Here is a 13,717-nt window from a genome sequence, read left to right on the forward strand (position 1 = left end):
ACCAGCGCCCCCCCGCCTTAGAGGGCGGCGGCCACCACGCTGTCGTGGCCGAGGCGCGCGCCGAGTTCGGCGGCGGTGGTGAGGGTGTCGCGGGCGAGGTCGACGTGGCCGAGTTCGCGGTGCACGGTGCCGATGCCGACCAGGCACACGGCGCGGGCGGTGTCGTCGTCGAGGGCGTCGGCGTGCCGCAGGGCCTGGTCGAAGTGGGTCAGGGCGGTGGCGAAGTCGTCCTTCTCGTAGTGCAGTTGGCCGAGGCCGACGAGCACGACGGCCTCGGCGTGGCGGTCGTCGCCCTCGCGGGCGAGTTCCAGGGCGATCTCGTGGGTGCGTCGCCAGCCGTCGAATTCGTTGCGGATGGCGAAGGCGGAGGACAGCAGGGAGGACACGAGCAGGGTGTGGGCGCGGTCGACGCCGAGCCGGTGGGCCTGTTCGACGGCGCGGACGACGGCTCCGGTTTCGGCCCGGAGCCAGCCCAGGGGGTCCTCCTCGACCTCGGCGACCAGGTCGGGGTGGGGTTCGGCGTGGCCCGCGGGGAGGGCGACGGGCAGGCCGAGGGTGACTCGCGGCAGGCGGCGCACGCCCGTGTCGACGAGGGCGGCCCAGGTGGCGAGGGTGCGGGCGACGGCGGCGGTGACGGTGTCCGGGTGTTCGTGCCGGGCGGCCTGTTCGGCTCCGAAGAGCTGGACGAGGTCGTGGAAGCGGTAGCGGACGCGGCCGATCGGGTCGACCCCGACGACGTCGAGCAGCCGGAGGTCCACGAGGTGTTCCACGACGTCCTCGGCTTCGGCGAGGTCGACCTCCAGCAGCGGTGCGGCGACCCACCAGCCGAAGTCGGGCAGGTCGAGCAGGCACAGCAGGTGGAAGGCGCGGCGGCGGTGGTCGTCCAGTTCGGCGTAGTTGAGCGACAGGGAGGACCGGATGGCGAGGTCGCCGACGGTCAGCTCGTCCAGCCGGCGGCGTTCGTCGGCGAGGCGGGTGGCCAGGGACCTCAGCGGCCAGTGCGGTCGGGCGAGGAGCTTCGCGCCGGCGGCGCGCAGGGCCAGCGGCACGCCGCCGCACAGCGCGGCGATGCGTTCGGCGTCGTCCGGCGCGGCGGCGACCCGGTCCGGGCCGATGATCTTGCCGAGCATCTCGACGGCGGAGGCGGTGTCGAAGACCTCGAGTTCGACGGCGGAGGCGCCGCCGAGTCCCGCCAGGCGGGAGCGGCTGGTGAGCAGGACGAGGCAGCCGGGTTCGCCGGGTAACAGGGGCCGCACCTGGTGTTCGGCGCGGGCGTTGTCGAGCACGACGATCAGCCGCCGGCCGGCGAGGCGTTGCCGGTACAGGGCGATGCGGTCGTCGAGGGTGGTGGGCAGTTCGGCGGCGGGGACGCCGAGGGCGGTGAGGAACCGGGCGAGGGTGGCGAACGGGCTCAGTTCGGCGCCGAAGCCGCGCAGGTCGGCGAAGAGCTGGCCGTCGGGGTAGCGCTGGGCCAGGCGGTGGGCGGCGTGCACGGCCAGCGCGGACTTGCCGGTTCCGCCCGCGCCGGACACGACGACGACCGGGGTGGTGGTGCGGTGGTCGGGTGGGGTGTCGCCCAGGGTCAGGACGGCGGTCAGTTCGGCGGCGCGGCCGGTGAAGTCGCCGATGTCGGGTGGGAGGGTGCGGGCGACCGGTCGTTCGGGCGCCTGCACGGCCGGGCGGGACGGCGTGGTGGCGCGGGCGGCGGGGGGCGCGGTGGCGAGGGAGCCGTCGAGGATGGCGGTGTGCAGGTCCCGCAGGCGCGGGCCGGGTTCGAGGCCCAGTTCGTCGAGCAGTCGACGTCGGCCGTCGCGGTAGACCTCCAGGGCGTCGGCCTGCCGCCCGGATTCGGCCAGGGCGCGCATGAGCAGGGCGCGGCTCTCCTCGCGCAGCGGGTGTTCGCCGACGAGGTCGCGCAGTTCGTCGGCGGCGTCCTCGGCGCGGCCCAGCGCCAGGCTGACGCGGGCGAGGCCGTCCCGGGCGGCGAGTCGGCGTTCGTGCAGGTCGTCGGCCCAGGCGGTGGCGAACCTGGCGTCGACGCCGCCGAGGGCCTGCCCGCGCCACACCGACAGGGCGCGGCGGTAGCCGTCGTGGGCCCGTTCGTGCTCGCCGGCGCGTTCGGCCTGTCGTGCCCGGTCGTGTTCCCGGTCGAAGACGTGGACGTCGCACTCCCCCGGTTCGACGTCGAGGAGGTAGCCGGGCGCGCGGGTGCGGACCGCGTCGGCCAGTCCGGCGGCCGCGAGGACGCGGCGGACCTGCGAGACGTAGGTGTGCACGAGGGCGGTGGCGGAGGTGGGCGGCGAGTCGTCCCAGAGCAGGTCCACGAGCCGTTCGGTGGCGACGACCTGCCGCGGGCGCCTGAGCAGCGCCACCAGCAGCGCCTTGGGCTTGGGCCCGCCCAGTCCTCCCGCCGCGGCGTCGATCGTGACCGGTCCCAGCACGCGGATTCGCACGAGTCCTCCCCCAAGGTGCCCCGGTCGGATTATCGACCGTGACGGGCGGTGGTGGCGAGGAACCGGTCGGCGACCGGAGGGGACGGGGCGGGGTGGTGGGGTTGAACGGTGCGGCGAATGGCAACCTTCGGCACATCTCTCCCCGCGCTGGTTCCCCACACAGGCAGGTGGCCGCATGATCGTTCCCTTGGACCTGTCCGACGACGACACGGTGGCGGCGGTGCGCGAGATCGCGCGGCAGTCCTACGCCGTCGAGGCGGAGTTGATCGGCAGCACCGCGATCCCCGCGCTGCACGAGTCGGTCGAGGACATCCGCACGCTCCCGTTGAGATGGCTCGGCGGGTACGTCGACAACGGGCTGGTGGCGTTCGTCGGCTACGCGAAGGTCGACGGTGTGCTGGACATCGACCGGTTGTGCGTGGCGCCGAGCCACTTCCGGTTGGGGTTCGCGCGGCGGTTGGTGGAGCAGGTGATGGCGGAGGGCGGGCCGGCGATCGTGTCGACGGCCGCGGCGAACGCGCCCGCGATCGCGTTGTACGAGGGCCTGGGGTTCCGGTTGGTGGACACGGTGGTGGTCGAGGGCGGGCTGAGGATCGCCCAGTTCGGGCACCCCGGGTTGGTGTGAGGCGCGGGGGTCGGTGGCGCGCCGTCCCGGTGAAGGGCGGGCCGGCCCCACCCGGTCGTCGGGCGGGAGCACCCCCGTGTTCGTTGGCGTGGCCAACGAGTTGGTAGGGTGCGGCCGCATGGAGACTTCGGGCGCGCCCCGGCGGTTGCGCGGCACGGCCAGCTGGCTGCTCGGGCAGACCACGACCCACGCGCACCGGCTGGTGTCGGAGGGGTTCGGGGCGGTCGGCGCGCGGCGCTACCACTACTCGCTGCTGGCGGCGCTGGACGAGTTCGGGCCGGCCAGCCAGGCGGAGCTGGGGCGGCGCGGCGGGGTGGACCGCAGCGACGTGGTGGCCACGGTCAACGAGCTGGCGGAGCGGGGGCACGTGGAGCGCAGGCCCGACCCGGGCGACCGGCGGCGCAACATCGTGACGATCACCCCGGCGGGGGTGGCGCACCTGCGGCACCTGGACCGGGTGCTGGGGCAGGCCCAGGACGCGTTGCTCGCGCCGTTGTCGGCGGCCGAGCGGGAGGAGCTGGTGCGCATGTTGACCGCGGTCCTGGAGCACCACGGATGAGCGCGACGATGCGGGCGGTCGTGCTGAGCGGGCCGGGGCCGGTGGAGAACCTGGCCGTGGCGGAGCTGCCGGTGCCGCAGCCGCCGCCGGGCTGGGTGCGGGTGCGGGTGCGCGCGTTCGGGTTGAACCGGTCGGAGCTGCACACCCGGTTGGGGCTGGCCGAGGGCGTCACGTTCCCGCGCGTGCCGGGCATCGAGGCGGTCGGCGTGGTGGACAGCGACTGCGACCTACCGGTCGGCCGGCAGGTGGCGGCGATGATGGGCGGGATGGGGCGGGTGTTCGACGGCGGGTACGCCGAGTACGTGGTCGTGCCGCGCGAGGTGCTGATCCCGTTCGACTCGGACCTGCCGTGGGAGGTGCTGGGCGCGGTCCCGGAGACGCTGCAGACCGCGTACGGCTCGTTGACCACGGGCCTGGACCTGCGGGCGGGCCAGTCGTTGCTGATCCGCGGCGGCACGTCGGCGCTCGGGTTCGCCGCGACCGCGCTGGCGCGCGACCTGGGCGCGACGGTGCTGGCCACGACGCGTCGCCCGGAGCGGCTCGACGTGCTGCGCGAGCACGGGGTGGCGCACCCGCTGGTGGACGACGGCGCGGTGGCCGGTCGGGTGCGGGAGCTGTTCCCGGACGGGGTGGACGCGGCGTTGGAGCTGGTCGGCACGGCCACGTTGCCGGACACGCTGGCCGCGACGAGGGTGCACGGCACGGTGTGCTTCACCGGGATGCTGTCCGACCAGTGGCTCGTGCGGGACTTCTACCCCATCGGCTACCTGCCCAAGGGCGTGCGGCTCACCGCCTACCACGGGGAGAGCGCCGACCTGCCCGCGGAGGTGTTGCAACGGTTCCTCGACCGGGTCGCGGGCGGCGCGGTGACTCTCGGTCCGACCGCGGTGTACCGGCTGGACGAGATCCGGCAGGCGCACGACGACCTGGAGCACGGGCGTCGGGTGGGCAAGCTCGTCGGGATCGTCTGAGGATTTCTTCCGGCGTCGTGTCGAGGTGGCGCTCCGCCGTTCGTGTAGGGGGTGCGGGGACACCGATTCCGGAGGAGCACGAGATGACCCAGTACCTGATCAGCGTGATCGAGCCGACCGGCGGGGATGTGCCGGGACCCGAGGTGATGCGGGAGATCGTGGAGGACGTGCGGGCGGTGGACGCCGACATGCGCGAGGCCGGGGTGTGGGTGTTCGCCGGCGGGCTGCACGCGCCGGAGTCGGCGACCACGCTGCGTCACGACGGCGACGGCGGGCTGGTCGTCGGCGACGGCCCGTTCGCGGAGACCAAGGAGCACATCGGCGGGTTCAGCATCATCGACGTGCCGGACCTGGACGTGGCGCTGGAGTGGGCGCGGCGGCTGGCGGTGGCGTGCCGGCTGCCGGTCGAGGTGCGGCCGTTCCAGGACATGCCGGGCTGACGTGACGGCGGTCGAGGGCGTCTTCCGGGCCGAGTACGGCCGGGCGGTGGCGGTGCTGGTCCGCGTCTTCGGCGACCTCGACGTCGCCGAGGAGGCGGTCCAGGACGCGTTCGCCGAGGCGGTGCGGCGCTGGCCGGAGACCGGGGTGCCGCCGAGCCCGGCGGGCTGGATCATCACCACGGCCCGCAACCGGGCGATCGACCGGCTGCGCCGGGAGTCCGTGCGGGACGACCGGCAGGCCCAGGCCGCGGTGCTGCACGCCCGCGAGGCGCAGGCCGGGTTCGACGCGGTGGAGGTGGGGGCGGTGCGTGACGAGCGGCTGCGGTTGATCTTCACGTGCTGCCACCCGGCGTTGAACCCGGCGGCCCGGGTGGCGTTGACGTTGCGGCTGCTGGGCGGGTTGTCCACGGCGGAGATCGCGCGGGCGTTCCTGGTGCCGGAGCCGACGATGGCGCAGCGGCTGGTGCGGGCGAAGGCGAAGATCCGGGACGCGCGCATCCCCTACCGGGTGCCCGACGACGCCGAGCTGCCCGGCCGGCTGCGGGCCGTGCTGGCGGTGGTGTACCTGGTGTTCAACGAGGGCTACTCGGCCAGCTCCGGTGGCGCGCTGGTGCGCGGCGACCTGTGCGCGGAGGGGGTGCGGCTGGGCCGGTTGCTGGTGGAGCTGATGCCGGACGAGCCGGAGGTCGTTGGGCTGCTGGCGTTGATGCTGCTGCTGCACGCCAGGGGTCCGGCGCGGACCGGGCCGGACGGCGGGCTGGTGCGGCTGGCCGACCAGGACCGCTCGCGGTGGGACGCGGCGCTGCTGGCCGAGGGGCGGGAGCTGGTGCGGTGGTGCCTGCGGCGCGGCCGGCCCGGTCCGTACCAGGTGCAGGCCGCGATCAACGCCGTGCACAGCGACCCGCCGCCGACGGACTGGGCGCAGGTGGTGGCGCTGTACGACCACCTGATCGTGTTGGCCCCGAGCCCGGTGGTGGCGTTGAACCGGGCCGTGGCGGTGGCCGAGGCCGACGGGCCGGAGGCGGCGTTGGCGCTGGTCGACGGCGTGGCGTCGGCGTTGGACGGCTACCACCTGTGCCACGCGGTGCGGGCGGACCTGCTGCGGCGGCTCGGCCGGGACGAGGAGGCGGCGGGGGCCTACCGGCGGGCGTGGGAGCTGGCGGGCAACGACGCCGAGCGGGACCTGCTGCGGCGGGGGCTCGACGCGGTGACCGGGGCGGAACGGCCGGGTCGGGGCGGGTGAACCGCCGGTCACCGGTCCCACCGGGAGCGATTTTCCGGCGGCGTCGCGTGGTCGGCGGGTGATACTGGCGGCATGGGTAAGACCTACGAACGGATCGACGGACGGCTGCGCCGGTTCATCGAGGACCAGCCGGTGTTCTTCACCGCGACCGCGCCGCTGTCGGCGGACGGGCACGTGAACCTGTCCCCGAAGGGCCGCAAGGGCACGTGGCGGGTGCTCGACGAGCGGCGGGTGGCGTACCTGGACTTCGGCGGCAGCCACGCCGAGACGATCGCCCACCTGCGGGAGAACGGGCGGATCACGCTCATGTGGTGCGCGTTCGACGGTCCGCCGAACATCGTGCGCGTGCACGGCACGGGCGAGCCGGTGTTCCGGGACGACCCGAGGTTCGCCGAGCTGGTGGCCGGGTTCGGCGACGCGGACGGGTCGGCGTTGCGGGCGGTCGTGGTGGTGACCGCGAAGCTGATCAGCGACACGTGCGGGTTCGCGGTGCCGTTCATGGACTACCGCGGCGAGCGGACGCTGCACGAGGAGTACTTCGACCGCAAGTCGGAGGAGGAGTTCGCGCAGTACTGCGAGAAAAAGGAGTTCAACGGGGTCAGCATCGACGGGCTGCCCGCCCTGCCGCTGCCCCTGCCGCCGCGCTGACCCCCGGCGGACGGATCCGGCGTCGCCGAGGAGTTCGCCACACCGGCCTGCGCCGCGCGGCCCGGCCACGCCGACCGCCGCGTTGACCCCGCCGCGTGGACCCGCCGGGCCACCTCCGTGCGCCAACCGGCCGCGCGGGTCTTCGCCGCGCCGACGTTCCCGCCCCGGTCCCGGTGCGGTGACGCGCTGCGCCGTGCCGAAGCCCTCGTTCCCGCGGTCGCCCGGGGGCGCGGCACCGGCTCCGCCGGGGTGGGGGCGTCACCCGATGAGTGCGAACCCGTGCGGCGCGCCCGCGGGTCGGCTCCGTTGGCGTCCCGGACGGCCGTTTTTCGATCTACGCTGTCCGGGCGGCGTGTGGCGCCGATCACCTCGGGAAGGGGGCGGTCGTGCTGGTCGAAGCCCGGCGGAACCGCGCCGCCCTGCGCCGGGTGACGGGGCTGGCCCACAGCACGCCCGGCCGGTTGAGCCTGCTGGCGCTGCTCCTGATCCTGGTCGCGCTGCTGGTGGGCGCGGTGACCGCGATGTCGGTGCACCGCCGGGCGCAGGCGCTGGAGGCGTTGGCCGACCGCAGCGAGCCGCTGGCGTTCGCCGCCCAGGAGGTCTACCGGGCGATGGCGGACGCGGACGCGACGGCGTCCAGCGCGTTCCTGTCCGGCGGGGTGGAGTCGGCCGCGTTGCGCGGCCGGTACGAGGCGGACGTGGCCGACGCCGCGGCGGCGTTGTCGGCGGCGGCCTCGGAGATCACGCGCTCGCCGGAGTTGGCCGACGCGCTGTCGACGTTGTCGGGGCGGCTGCCTGTCTACACGGGGCTGGTCGAGACGGCCCGCGCGCACAACCGGCAGGGCAGCCCGGTGGGCGCGGCCTACCTGCGCGAGGCGTCGGCGCTGATGCGGACGACGCTGCTGCCCGCGGCGCGGGAGCTGTACGGGGTGGAGACCCGGTCCGTGGTGCGCGACCTGGAGGACGCCGGGTCGCTGCCGTGGCCGGAGGCGCTGCTGGGCGCGGTGTCGCTCGCCGTGCTGGTGGCCGTGCAGCGGTACCTGACCCGCCGGACCAACCGGGTGCTCAACCCGGGCCTGGTGGTGGCGACGGCGTTGACCGCGATCTCGCTGCTGTGGGTGCTCGTGTCGAGCCTGCTGGCCGTCTACAGCGTGTCGACCGGCAAGCGGGAGGCGACGCTGGTGGACCTGCTGGCGCAGGCCCGCATCACCACCCTGACCGCGCGCGGCGACGAGACGTTGACGCTGGTCGCGCGGGGCAGCGGCACGGGCTACGACACCGAGTACGCCGAGTCCGACCGGGCGCTCACCGACCTGTTGGGGCGGGTGCGGGCGATGAACGGCACCCCGGCGGTGGTGGAGGCGGTGGAGCACCACGCGCGGTGGCAGGAGGCGCACCGCAGGATCCGCGCGGCCGACGACGACGGCGACTACACCGCGGCGGTGGCGGTGGCGTTGGGTCAGGGCGAGGGTGGCGCGGCGGCGGCGTTCGACGCGTTGGACTCCGACCTGGTGGAGGCGATCGGCGCGGCGCGGGCGGAGCTGACCGACGCGATCGGGCGGGGGCGGGCGGCGTTGGGCGGCGTGGTGCCCGCCGTGGCGGTGCTGGCGGCGTTGGCGGCGGCCGCGTCGACGTTCGGGTTGTGGCAGCGGCTGAAGGAGTACCGATGAGGCTCGCGCTCGCGGTGCTGGTCCTGCTGGTGGCGGCGGGGTGCGCGCCGGTGCCCAGCACGGCCCCGCCCATCGGCGGCGGGCCGCCGGTGCCGCCGCGCCCGGCGGACGTGGTGGAGCTGACCGCGCCGCCCAGCACGCCCGACGTGCCGCCGGCGTCGTGCGACCCGACGGCGAGCCTGCGGCCGACCGGGCCGGTGCCGCCGCCGGGGTCGCCGCCCGCGGGTCCGGCGCTGGCGCGGATCCGGGCGCAGGGGCGGCTGATCGCGGGCGTGGACCAGAACACGTACCTGATGGGGTTCCGCAACCCGATCTCCGGCGAGCTGGAGGGCTTCGACATCGACATGGCGCGGGAGGTGGCGCGGGCGGTCTTCGGCGACCCGGGCGCGATCCAGTTCAAGGTGGTGACGTCCGAGGACCGGGTGCCGACGCTGGAGCGCGGCGACGTCGACATCGTGGTGCGCACGATGACGGCGACCTGCGAGCGGTGGCAGCGGGTGAACTTCTCCACGGTGTACCTGCAGGCCGGGCAGCGGGTGCTGGTGCCGTCGAACTCCGACGCCACGGGCCTGGAGTCGCTGGGCGGCAGGCGGGTGTGCGCGACCAAGGGGTCCAGTTCGCTGGTGAACGTGGCGGCCGCGCCGTCCCGGCCGGTCGCGGTGGGCGTGGCGCACTGGACGGACTGCCTGGTGATGCTCCAGCAGGGCCAGGTGGACGCGATCTCGACCGACGACACGATCCTGGCCGGGTTCGCCGCGCAGGACCCGTACACGAAGGTGGTGGGTCCGCAGTTCACCGCCGAGCCGTACGGGATGGCGTTCCGCAAGGCCGACGAGGACTTCGTGCGGTTGGTGAACGCGCTGCTGGAGCGGCTGCGGGCGGACGGCACGTGGGCGCGGCTGTACCAGCGGTGGCTCGGCGACCCGCCCGCGCCGCCGGTCGCCGTGTACCGGGACTGACATGCGCGGATCCGACGCGGGGGCGGACGGGGCCGGGGCACTCGACGGGGTCCGGGGACGTTCTCCGGGTGTGGGGGGAGCCGGCGTGGCGGTCGTGGCGTCGGCGGGAACGGAGGCGCGATGAGGACCGGCGGGGCGGTCGGGCGTGGTGCCGAGGGGGCGGGCGACGCGGGCGTGGCCGGGACCGGCGAGGAGGTCCGCGAGTCGGGGACCGTCGGGGTGGACGGCGGTGCGGCCACGGGCGCCTACAGCGGCCCGGCCACCGGTCGTGACACGGGTCCGGGCACGGCGCCGTGGTCGGACCGGGTCCGGTCGGCGCGGTCGGTGGGGTCGATGGGGTCGACGGGCCGGTCGCGGCGGGCGTCGGTGCCGACCCGGTCGTCCGGGCGCGGCCGGTTGGGCGCGGGCCTGGTGGAGGTGCCGCGGGTGCCCTACCGGGATCCGAAGACGGCGGTGCTGACCAACCCCGAGGTGCCGGAGGCGAAGCGGTTCTGCTCGAACTGCGGCCGGGAGGTCGGGCGGGGCCGGGACGGCGAGCCGGGCCGGGTGGAGGGGTTCTGCGCGCACTGCGGGCACCACTACTCGTTCACGCCGAAGCTGGTCCCGGGCGAGGTGCTGCACGAGCAGTACGAGGTGCTGGGGTGCCTGGCGCACGGCGGGCTGGGCTGGATCTACCTGGCGGCCGACCACGCGGTCAGCGACCGGTGGGTGGTGCTCAAGGGCCTGCTGGACTCCGGTGACGCGGACGCGATGGCGGCGGCGATGGCGGAGCGCCGGTTCCTGGCCGAGGTGGAGCACCCTACTATTGTCAAGATCCACAACTTCGTGCGGCACGCCGACCGGGTGAGCGGCGAGCTGGTCGACTACATCGTGATGGAGTACGTGGGCGGCACCTCGGTCCGGGACATGATCAGGCAGGCGCGCGCCGAGGGTCGGGAGGCGCTGCCCGTGCCGCAGGCGATCGCCTACGCCCTGGAGGTGCTGCCCGCGTTGGGCTACCTGCACGCGGTGGGGTTGCTGTACTGCGATTTCAAACCGGACAACGTGATCCAGACCGAGGAGCAGTTGAAGCTGATCGACCTGGGCGCGGTGCGGCGCATCGGCGACCGGCACTCCCCCATCTACGGCACGATCGGCTACCAGGCGCCGGAGATCGGCACGGTCGGCCCGTCGGTGGCGTCCGACCTGTACACGGTGGGCCGGGCGTTGGCGGTGATGAGCTTCCCGTTCGACTTCCGCGGCCGGTTCAAGGCGTCGTTGCCCGGCCCGGAGGAGGAGCCGCTGCTGCGCCGGCACGACTCGTTGCACCGGTTCCTGCTGCGGGCGACCGACCCGGACCCGGAGCGGCGGTTCGGCTCGGCGGAGGAGATGGCCGAGCAGCTCACGGGTGTGCTGCGGGAGGTGTTGGCGCAGCAGGACGGGGCGCCGCGGCCGGGGGTGTCGCGGCAGTTCACGCCGGAGCGGCGGGCGTTCGGCACGGAGGGCGGGCCGGACGTGCGGGCGGCGGCCACGGGGTTGCCGGTGCCCCAGGTGGACACCGCCGACCCGGCGGCGGGGTTCCTGGCGACGGCGGCGACGACGGGCGACCCGGACCAGGTGGTGGCGGCGCTGCGGCTGGCCCCGGTGCGGACGGTCGAGGTGCGGTTGCAGGTGGTGCGGGCGTTGATCGAGGCGAACCGGGTGGGCGAGGCGGTGGCCGAGCTGGCCGAGCTGGACGCGCCGTTCGACCCCGACGACCTGGGCACGGCCTCGCCGGACGACTGGCGCCCGGGCTGGTACCGGGGTGTGGCGGCGTTGGTCGACGGGCGGACGGGGCAGGCGCGGGAGGCGTTCGAGCGGGTGCGCGACGCGTTGCCGGGCGAGGCGGCCCCGAAGCTCGCGGTGGCGGTGTGCGCGGAGCTGCTGGGTGACGCGGACGCGGCGCGGGCGGGCTACGAGGTGGTGTGGCGGACCGACCACGCCTACGTGACGGCGGCGTTCGGGCTGGCCAGGGTGCTGGTGGCGGCGGGTGACCGGGAGGCGGCGGTGGCGGTGCTGCACTCGGTGCCGGACACGTCGATCCACCACGTGGCGGCGCAGGTGGCGGCGGTGCGCGCCCAGCTCGGTGCGGCGCGTGACCGGGTGGGCGGCGCGGGGGACGCGCTGGCGGAGGTGTTGGCGGCCGGTGCGAGGCTGTCGGGGTTGGAGTTGGACGTGGCGAGGCGGGCCGGGTTGACGGTGGAGCTGTTGGGTGTGGCGTTGGAGGCGTTGCCGCGGGACGGGTCGGCGCCCGCGGGGACGCTGGTGGACTGCGAGTTGAGCGAGACGGGTCTGCGGTTTGGGTTGGAGCGCTGCTACCGGCAGTTGGCGCGGCTGGCCGAGACGCCGGAGGAACGCATCGCTCTCGTCGACCGCGCGAACGCGGTCCGGCCCAGGACGTTGGTGTAGCCATGGAATCTTGTCCCGAGTGCGCGTCGCCGGTGTCGGCGCAGGACCGCTTCTGCGAGGCGTGCGGGCGCAACCTGCGCCTGCAGCGGACACCGGTGGGCGGTCCGGGGGCGCAGTGGCCGCCGATGTGCGCGTGCGGCGGCGAGGAGTTCGACGCGGAGGGCTTCTGCGAGCAGTGCGGTCGGGTGCGGCCGTCGGCGCGGGACCGGGTGGAGTTCGTGCTGCCCGGGGTGGCGGGGGTGAGCGACCGGGGCCTGCGGCGGCAGCGCAACGAGGACTCGATGGCGTTCGGCCGGGTCCGGGGGCGCGGGGTCGCGGCGGTGGTGTGCGACGGGGTGGCGTCGTCGGAGCGGGCCGAGCAGGCGTCGCAGACGGCGGTGGACACCGCGGTGGACGTGCTGCTGACCGGGTTGCAGTCCGGGATGGACGCGGAGGCGTCCACGACGGACGCGGTGGTGGCGGCGAACGAGGCGGTGGGCCGGTTGGCGCGGCCGGGCGCGGCGGAGGTCGCGCCGTCGTGCACGTTCGTGTCGGCGGTGGTGACCGACGACGCGGCGACGGTGGGCTGGGTCGGCGACAGCCGCGCCTACCTGGTGGCGGGCGCGGGCGCGGCCCGGTTGACCACGGACGACACGTGGGCGGCGCAGCTGGTCGCCGAGGGCGTGTTGACCGAGGAGGAGGCGATGACCGACCGGCGTGCGCACGTGCTGTCGCGGTGGCTGGGCGCGGACTCCGGGGTCGAGGGGCCGCAGACGGTGACGTTCAAGCTGGAGACGCCCGGGCTGCTGGTGGTGTGCAGCGACGGGCTGTGGAACTACGTGCCGGAGCCGGAGGACCTGCTGGCGGTGGTGCCGCGCGGGGCGACGCCGGTGGAGGTGGCGCGGGAGCTGGTGGACGTCGCGTTGCGCGCGGGCGGGCACGACAACATCACGGTGGTGGTCGTGCAGTTGCGGGGCGGCAACGGCGCGTGACCGCCGGTCGCCAACCGGGACGCGGGCTGCTGCGTTGGGGGGAACGGCGACCGAGGAGTCGGCGCAGGGCCCGACCGCGCGACCGGAGTCCCCGGCTGGGCCGTCGCGGCGGTTTTCGGTGTGCAGCCCACACGCGTTGTCGATCACGAATACGGTGGGGGCGTGCGGATCACAGGGGGGCCTGCCGTCGCTGCGGGGATCGCGGGCGCACGTCGTCGGCCGTGCCGCGGCGCCGGGCCGGAAGGTCGGGGTGCGTGATGGCGGACGAGGTCGACCTGGTGCTGGCGCAGTGGTCGGTCCAGCGGCCGGACGTGGACGTCGCGCCGATGGCGGTGCTGACGCGCGTGACGCGGCTGGCGCGGCTGCTGGAGCGGGAGCTGCGGGAGTTCGTGGGCCGGTTCGACCTGGAACCCGGCGAGTTCGACGTGCTGACCACGCTGCGGCGGGCGGGCTCGCCGCACGGGATGACGGCGGGGGCGTTCCTGTCGGCGTCGCTGGTCACGGCGGGCGCGATCACCAACCGGGTCGACCGGATGGAGGCCAAGGGCCTGGTGCACCGGGTCCCGGACGCGGCCGACCGGCGCGTGGTGCGGATCAGGCTGACCGACCGGGGCCGGGAGCTGGTGGACGGGATGCTGGCCGAGCACATGCGCCGGTACGCGCGGCTGCTGGAGCCGTTGGACGAGCCGACGCGGGCGGTGGTGGCCGACGCGCTGCGGGCGTTGCTCGAGCGCTGCGAGTAGCCCCGCCG

12 protein-coding genes are annotated in these 13,717 nt (G+C 75.1%); 11 read left to right on the forward strand and 1 reads right to left on the reverse strand.

Going from position 1 to position 13,717, the window contains the following annotated elements; genetic code table 11:
• Positions 1-17 precede the first annotated feature (17 nt).
• Positions 18-2,453, reverse strand: a complete 2,436-nt coding sequence (locus ACFXGA_RS26355; protein ID WP_378092172.1) for a BTAD domain-containing putative transcriptional regulator — start codon at positions 2,451-2,453, stop codon at positions 18-20.
• Between the two features lie 175 nt (positions 2,454-2,628).
• Between ACFXGA_RS26355 and ACFXGA_RS26360 the strand changes: the two genes are divergently transcribed.
• From ACFXGA_RS26360 to ACFXGA_RS26410, 11 genes are all read left to right on the forward strand, one after another.
• Positions 2,629-3,078, forward strand: a complete 450-nt coding sequence (locus ACFXGA_RS26360) for a GNAT family N-acetyltransferase (protein WP_378092174.1) — start codon at positions 2,629-2,631, stop codon at positions 3,076-3,078.
• A 118-nt stretch (positions 3,079-3,196) separates the two neighbouring features.
• Positions 3,197-3,637, forward strand: a complete 441-nt coding sequence (locus ACFXGA_RS26365) for a MarR family winged helix-turn-helix transcriptional regulator (protein WP_378092176.1) — start codon at positions 3,197-3,199, stop codon at positions 3,635-3,637.
• A gap of 8 nt (positions 3,638-3,645) precedes the next feature.
• Positions 3,646-4,608 (forward strand): zinc-binding dehydrogenase, encoded by a 963-nt coding sequence (locus ACFXGA_RS26370; RefSeq protein ID WP_378092221.1) that lies wholly within the window; start codon positions 3,646-3,648, stop codon positions 4,606-4,608.
• Positions 4,609-4,691: 83 nt separating this feature from the next.
• The gene (locus ACFXGA_RS26375; RefSeq protein WP_378092178.1) at positions 4,692-5,048 is read left to right on the forward strand and encodes a YciI family protein; all 357 of its coding nucleotides are present in this window, start codon (positions 4,692-4,694) and stop codon (positions 5,046-5,048) included.
• Position 5,049: 1 nt separating this feature from the next.
• Entirely contained in the window at positions 5,050-6,291 is a 1,242-nt protein-coding gene (locus tag ACFXGA_RS26380; RefSeq protein WP_378092180.1) for an RNA polymerase sigma factor, read from the forward strand.
• Between the two features lie 72 nt (positions 6,292-6,363).
• Positions 6,364-6,939 (forward strand): pyridoxamine 5'-phosphate oxidase family protein, encoded by a 576-nt coding sequence (locus ACFXGA_RS26385; RefSeq protein WP_378092182.1) that lies wholly within the window; start codon positions 6,364-6,366, stop codon positions 6,937-6,939.
• Between the two features lie 386 nt (positions 6,940-7,325).
• Entirely contained in the window at positions 7,326-8,609 is a 1,284-nt protein-coding gene (locus tag ACFXGA_RS26390; RefSeq protein WP_378092184.1) for a hypothetical protein, read from the forward strand.
• Positions 8,606-9,568: a glutamate ABC transporter substrate-binding protein gene (locus tag ACFXGA_RS26395; protein ID WP_378092186.1), complete on the forward strand. Its 963-nt coding sequence runs from the start codon at positions 8,606-8,608 to the stop codon at positions 9,566-9,568. The genes ACFXGA_RS26390 and ACFXGA_RS26395 overlap by 4 nt, the downstream gene beginning before the upstream one ends.
• Before the next feature lie 120 nt (positions 9,569-9,688).
• Positions 9,689-11,995 (forward strand): tetratricopeptide repeat protein, encoded by a 2,307-nt coding sequence (locus ACFXGA_RS26400; RefSeq protein WP_378092188.1) that lies wholly within the window; start codon positions 9,689-9,691, stop codon positions 11,993-11,995.
• Between the two features lie 2 nt (positions 11,996-11,997).
• Positions 11,998-12,966 (forward strand): protein phosphatase 2C domain-containing protein, encoded by a 969-nt coding sequence (locus ACFXGA_RS26405; RefSeq protein ID WP_378092190.1) that lies wholly within the window; start codon positions 11,998-12,000, stop codon positions 12,964-12,966.
• A 257-nt stretch (positions 12,967-13,223) separates the two neighbouring features.
• Positions 13,224-13,709, forward strand: coding sequence for a MarR family winged helix-turn-helix transcriptional regulator (locus ACFXGA_RS26410; RefSeq protein WP_378092192.1), 486 nt, complete (start codon positions 13,224-13,226; stop codon positions 13,707-13,709).
• Positions 13,710-13,717 lie beyond the last annotated feature (8 nt).

It is taken from the genome of Actinosynnema sp. NPDC059335, assembly GCF_042752395.1.
Classification (GTDB): Bacteria; Actinomycetota; Actinomycetes; order Mycobacteriales; family Pseudonocardiaceae; genus Actinosynnema.

Coding starts and splice junctions, on each gene's coding strand:
- ACFXGA_RS26375 (WP_378092178.1), top strand. CDS start 4,692: ATGACCCAGTACCTGATCAGCGTGATCGAGCCGACCGGCGGGGATGTG.
- ACFXGA_RS26400 (WP_378092188.1), top strand. CDS start 9,689: ATGAGGACCGGCGGGGCGGTCGGGCGTGGTGCCGAGGGGGCGGGCGAC.
- ACFXGA_RS26395 (WP_378092186.1), top strand. CDS start 8,606: ATGAGGCTCGCGCTCGCGGTGCTGGTCCTGCTGGTGGCGGCGGGGTGC.
- ACFXGA_RS26385 (WP_378092182.1), top strand. CDS start 6,364: ATGGGTAAGACCTACGAACGGATCGACGGACGGCTGCGCCGGTTCATC.
- ACFXGA_RS26410 (WP_378092192.1), top strand. CDS start 13,224: ATGGCGGACGAGGTCGACCTGGTGCTGGCGCAGTGGTCGGTCCAGCGG.
- ACFXGA_RS26365 (WP_378092176.1), top strand. CDS start 3,197: ATGGAGACTTCGGGCGCGCCCCGGCGGTTGCGCGGCACGGCCAGCTGG.
- ACFXGA_RS26370 (WP_378092221.1), top strand. CDS start 3,646: ATGCGGGCGGTCGTGCTGAGCGGGCCGGGGCCGGTGGAGAACCTGGCC.
- ACFXGA_RS26360 (WP_378092174.1), top strand. CDS start 2,629: ATGATCGTTCCCTTGGACCTGTCCGACGACGACACGGTGGCGGCGGTG.
- ACFXGA_RS26405 (WP_378092190.1), top strand. CDS start 11,998: ATGGAATCTTGTCCCGAGTGCGCGTCGCCGGTGTCGGCGCAGGACCGC.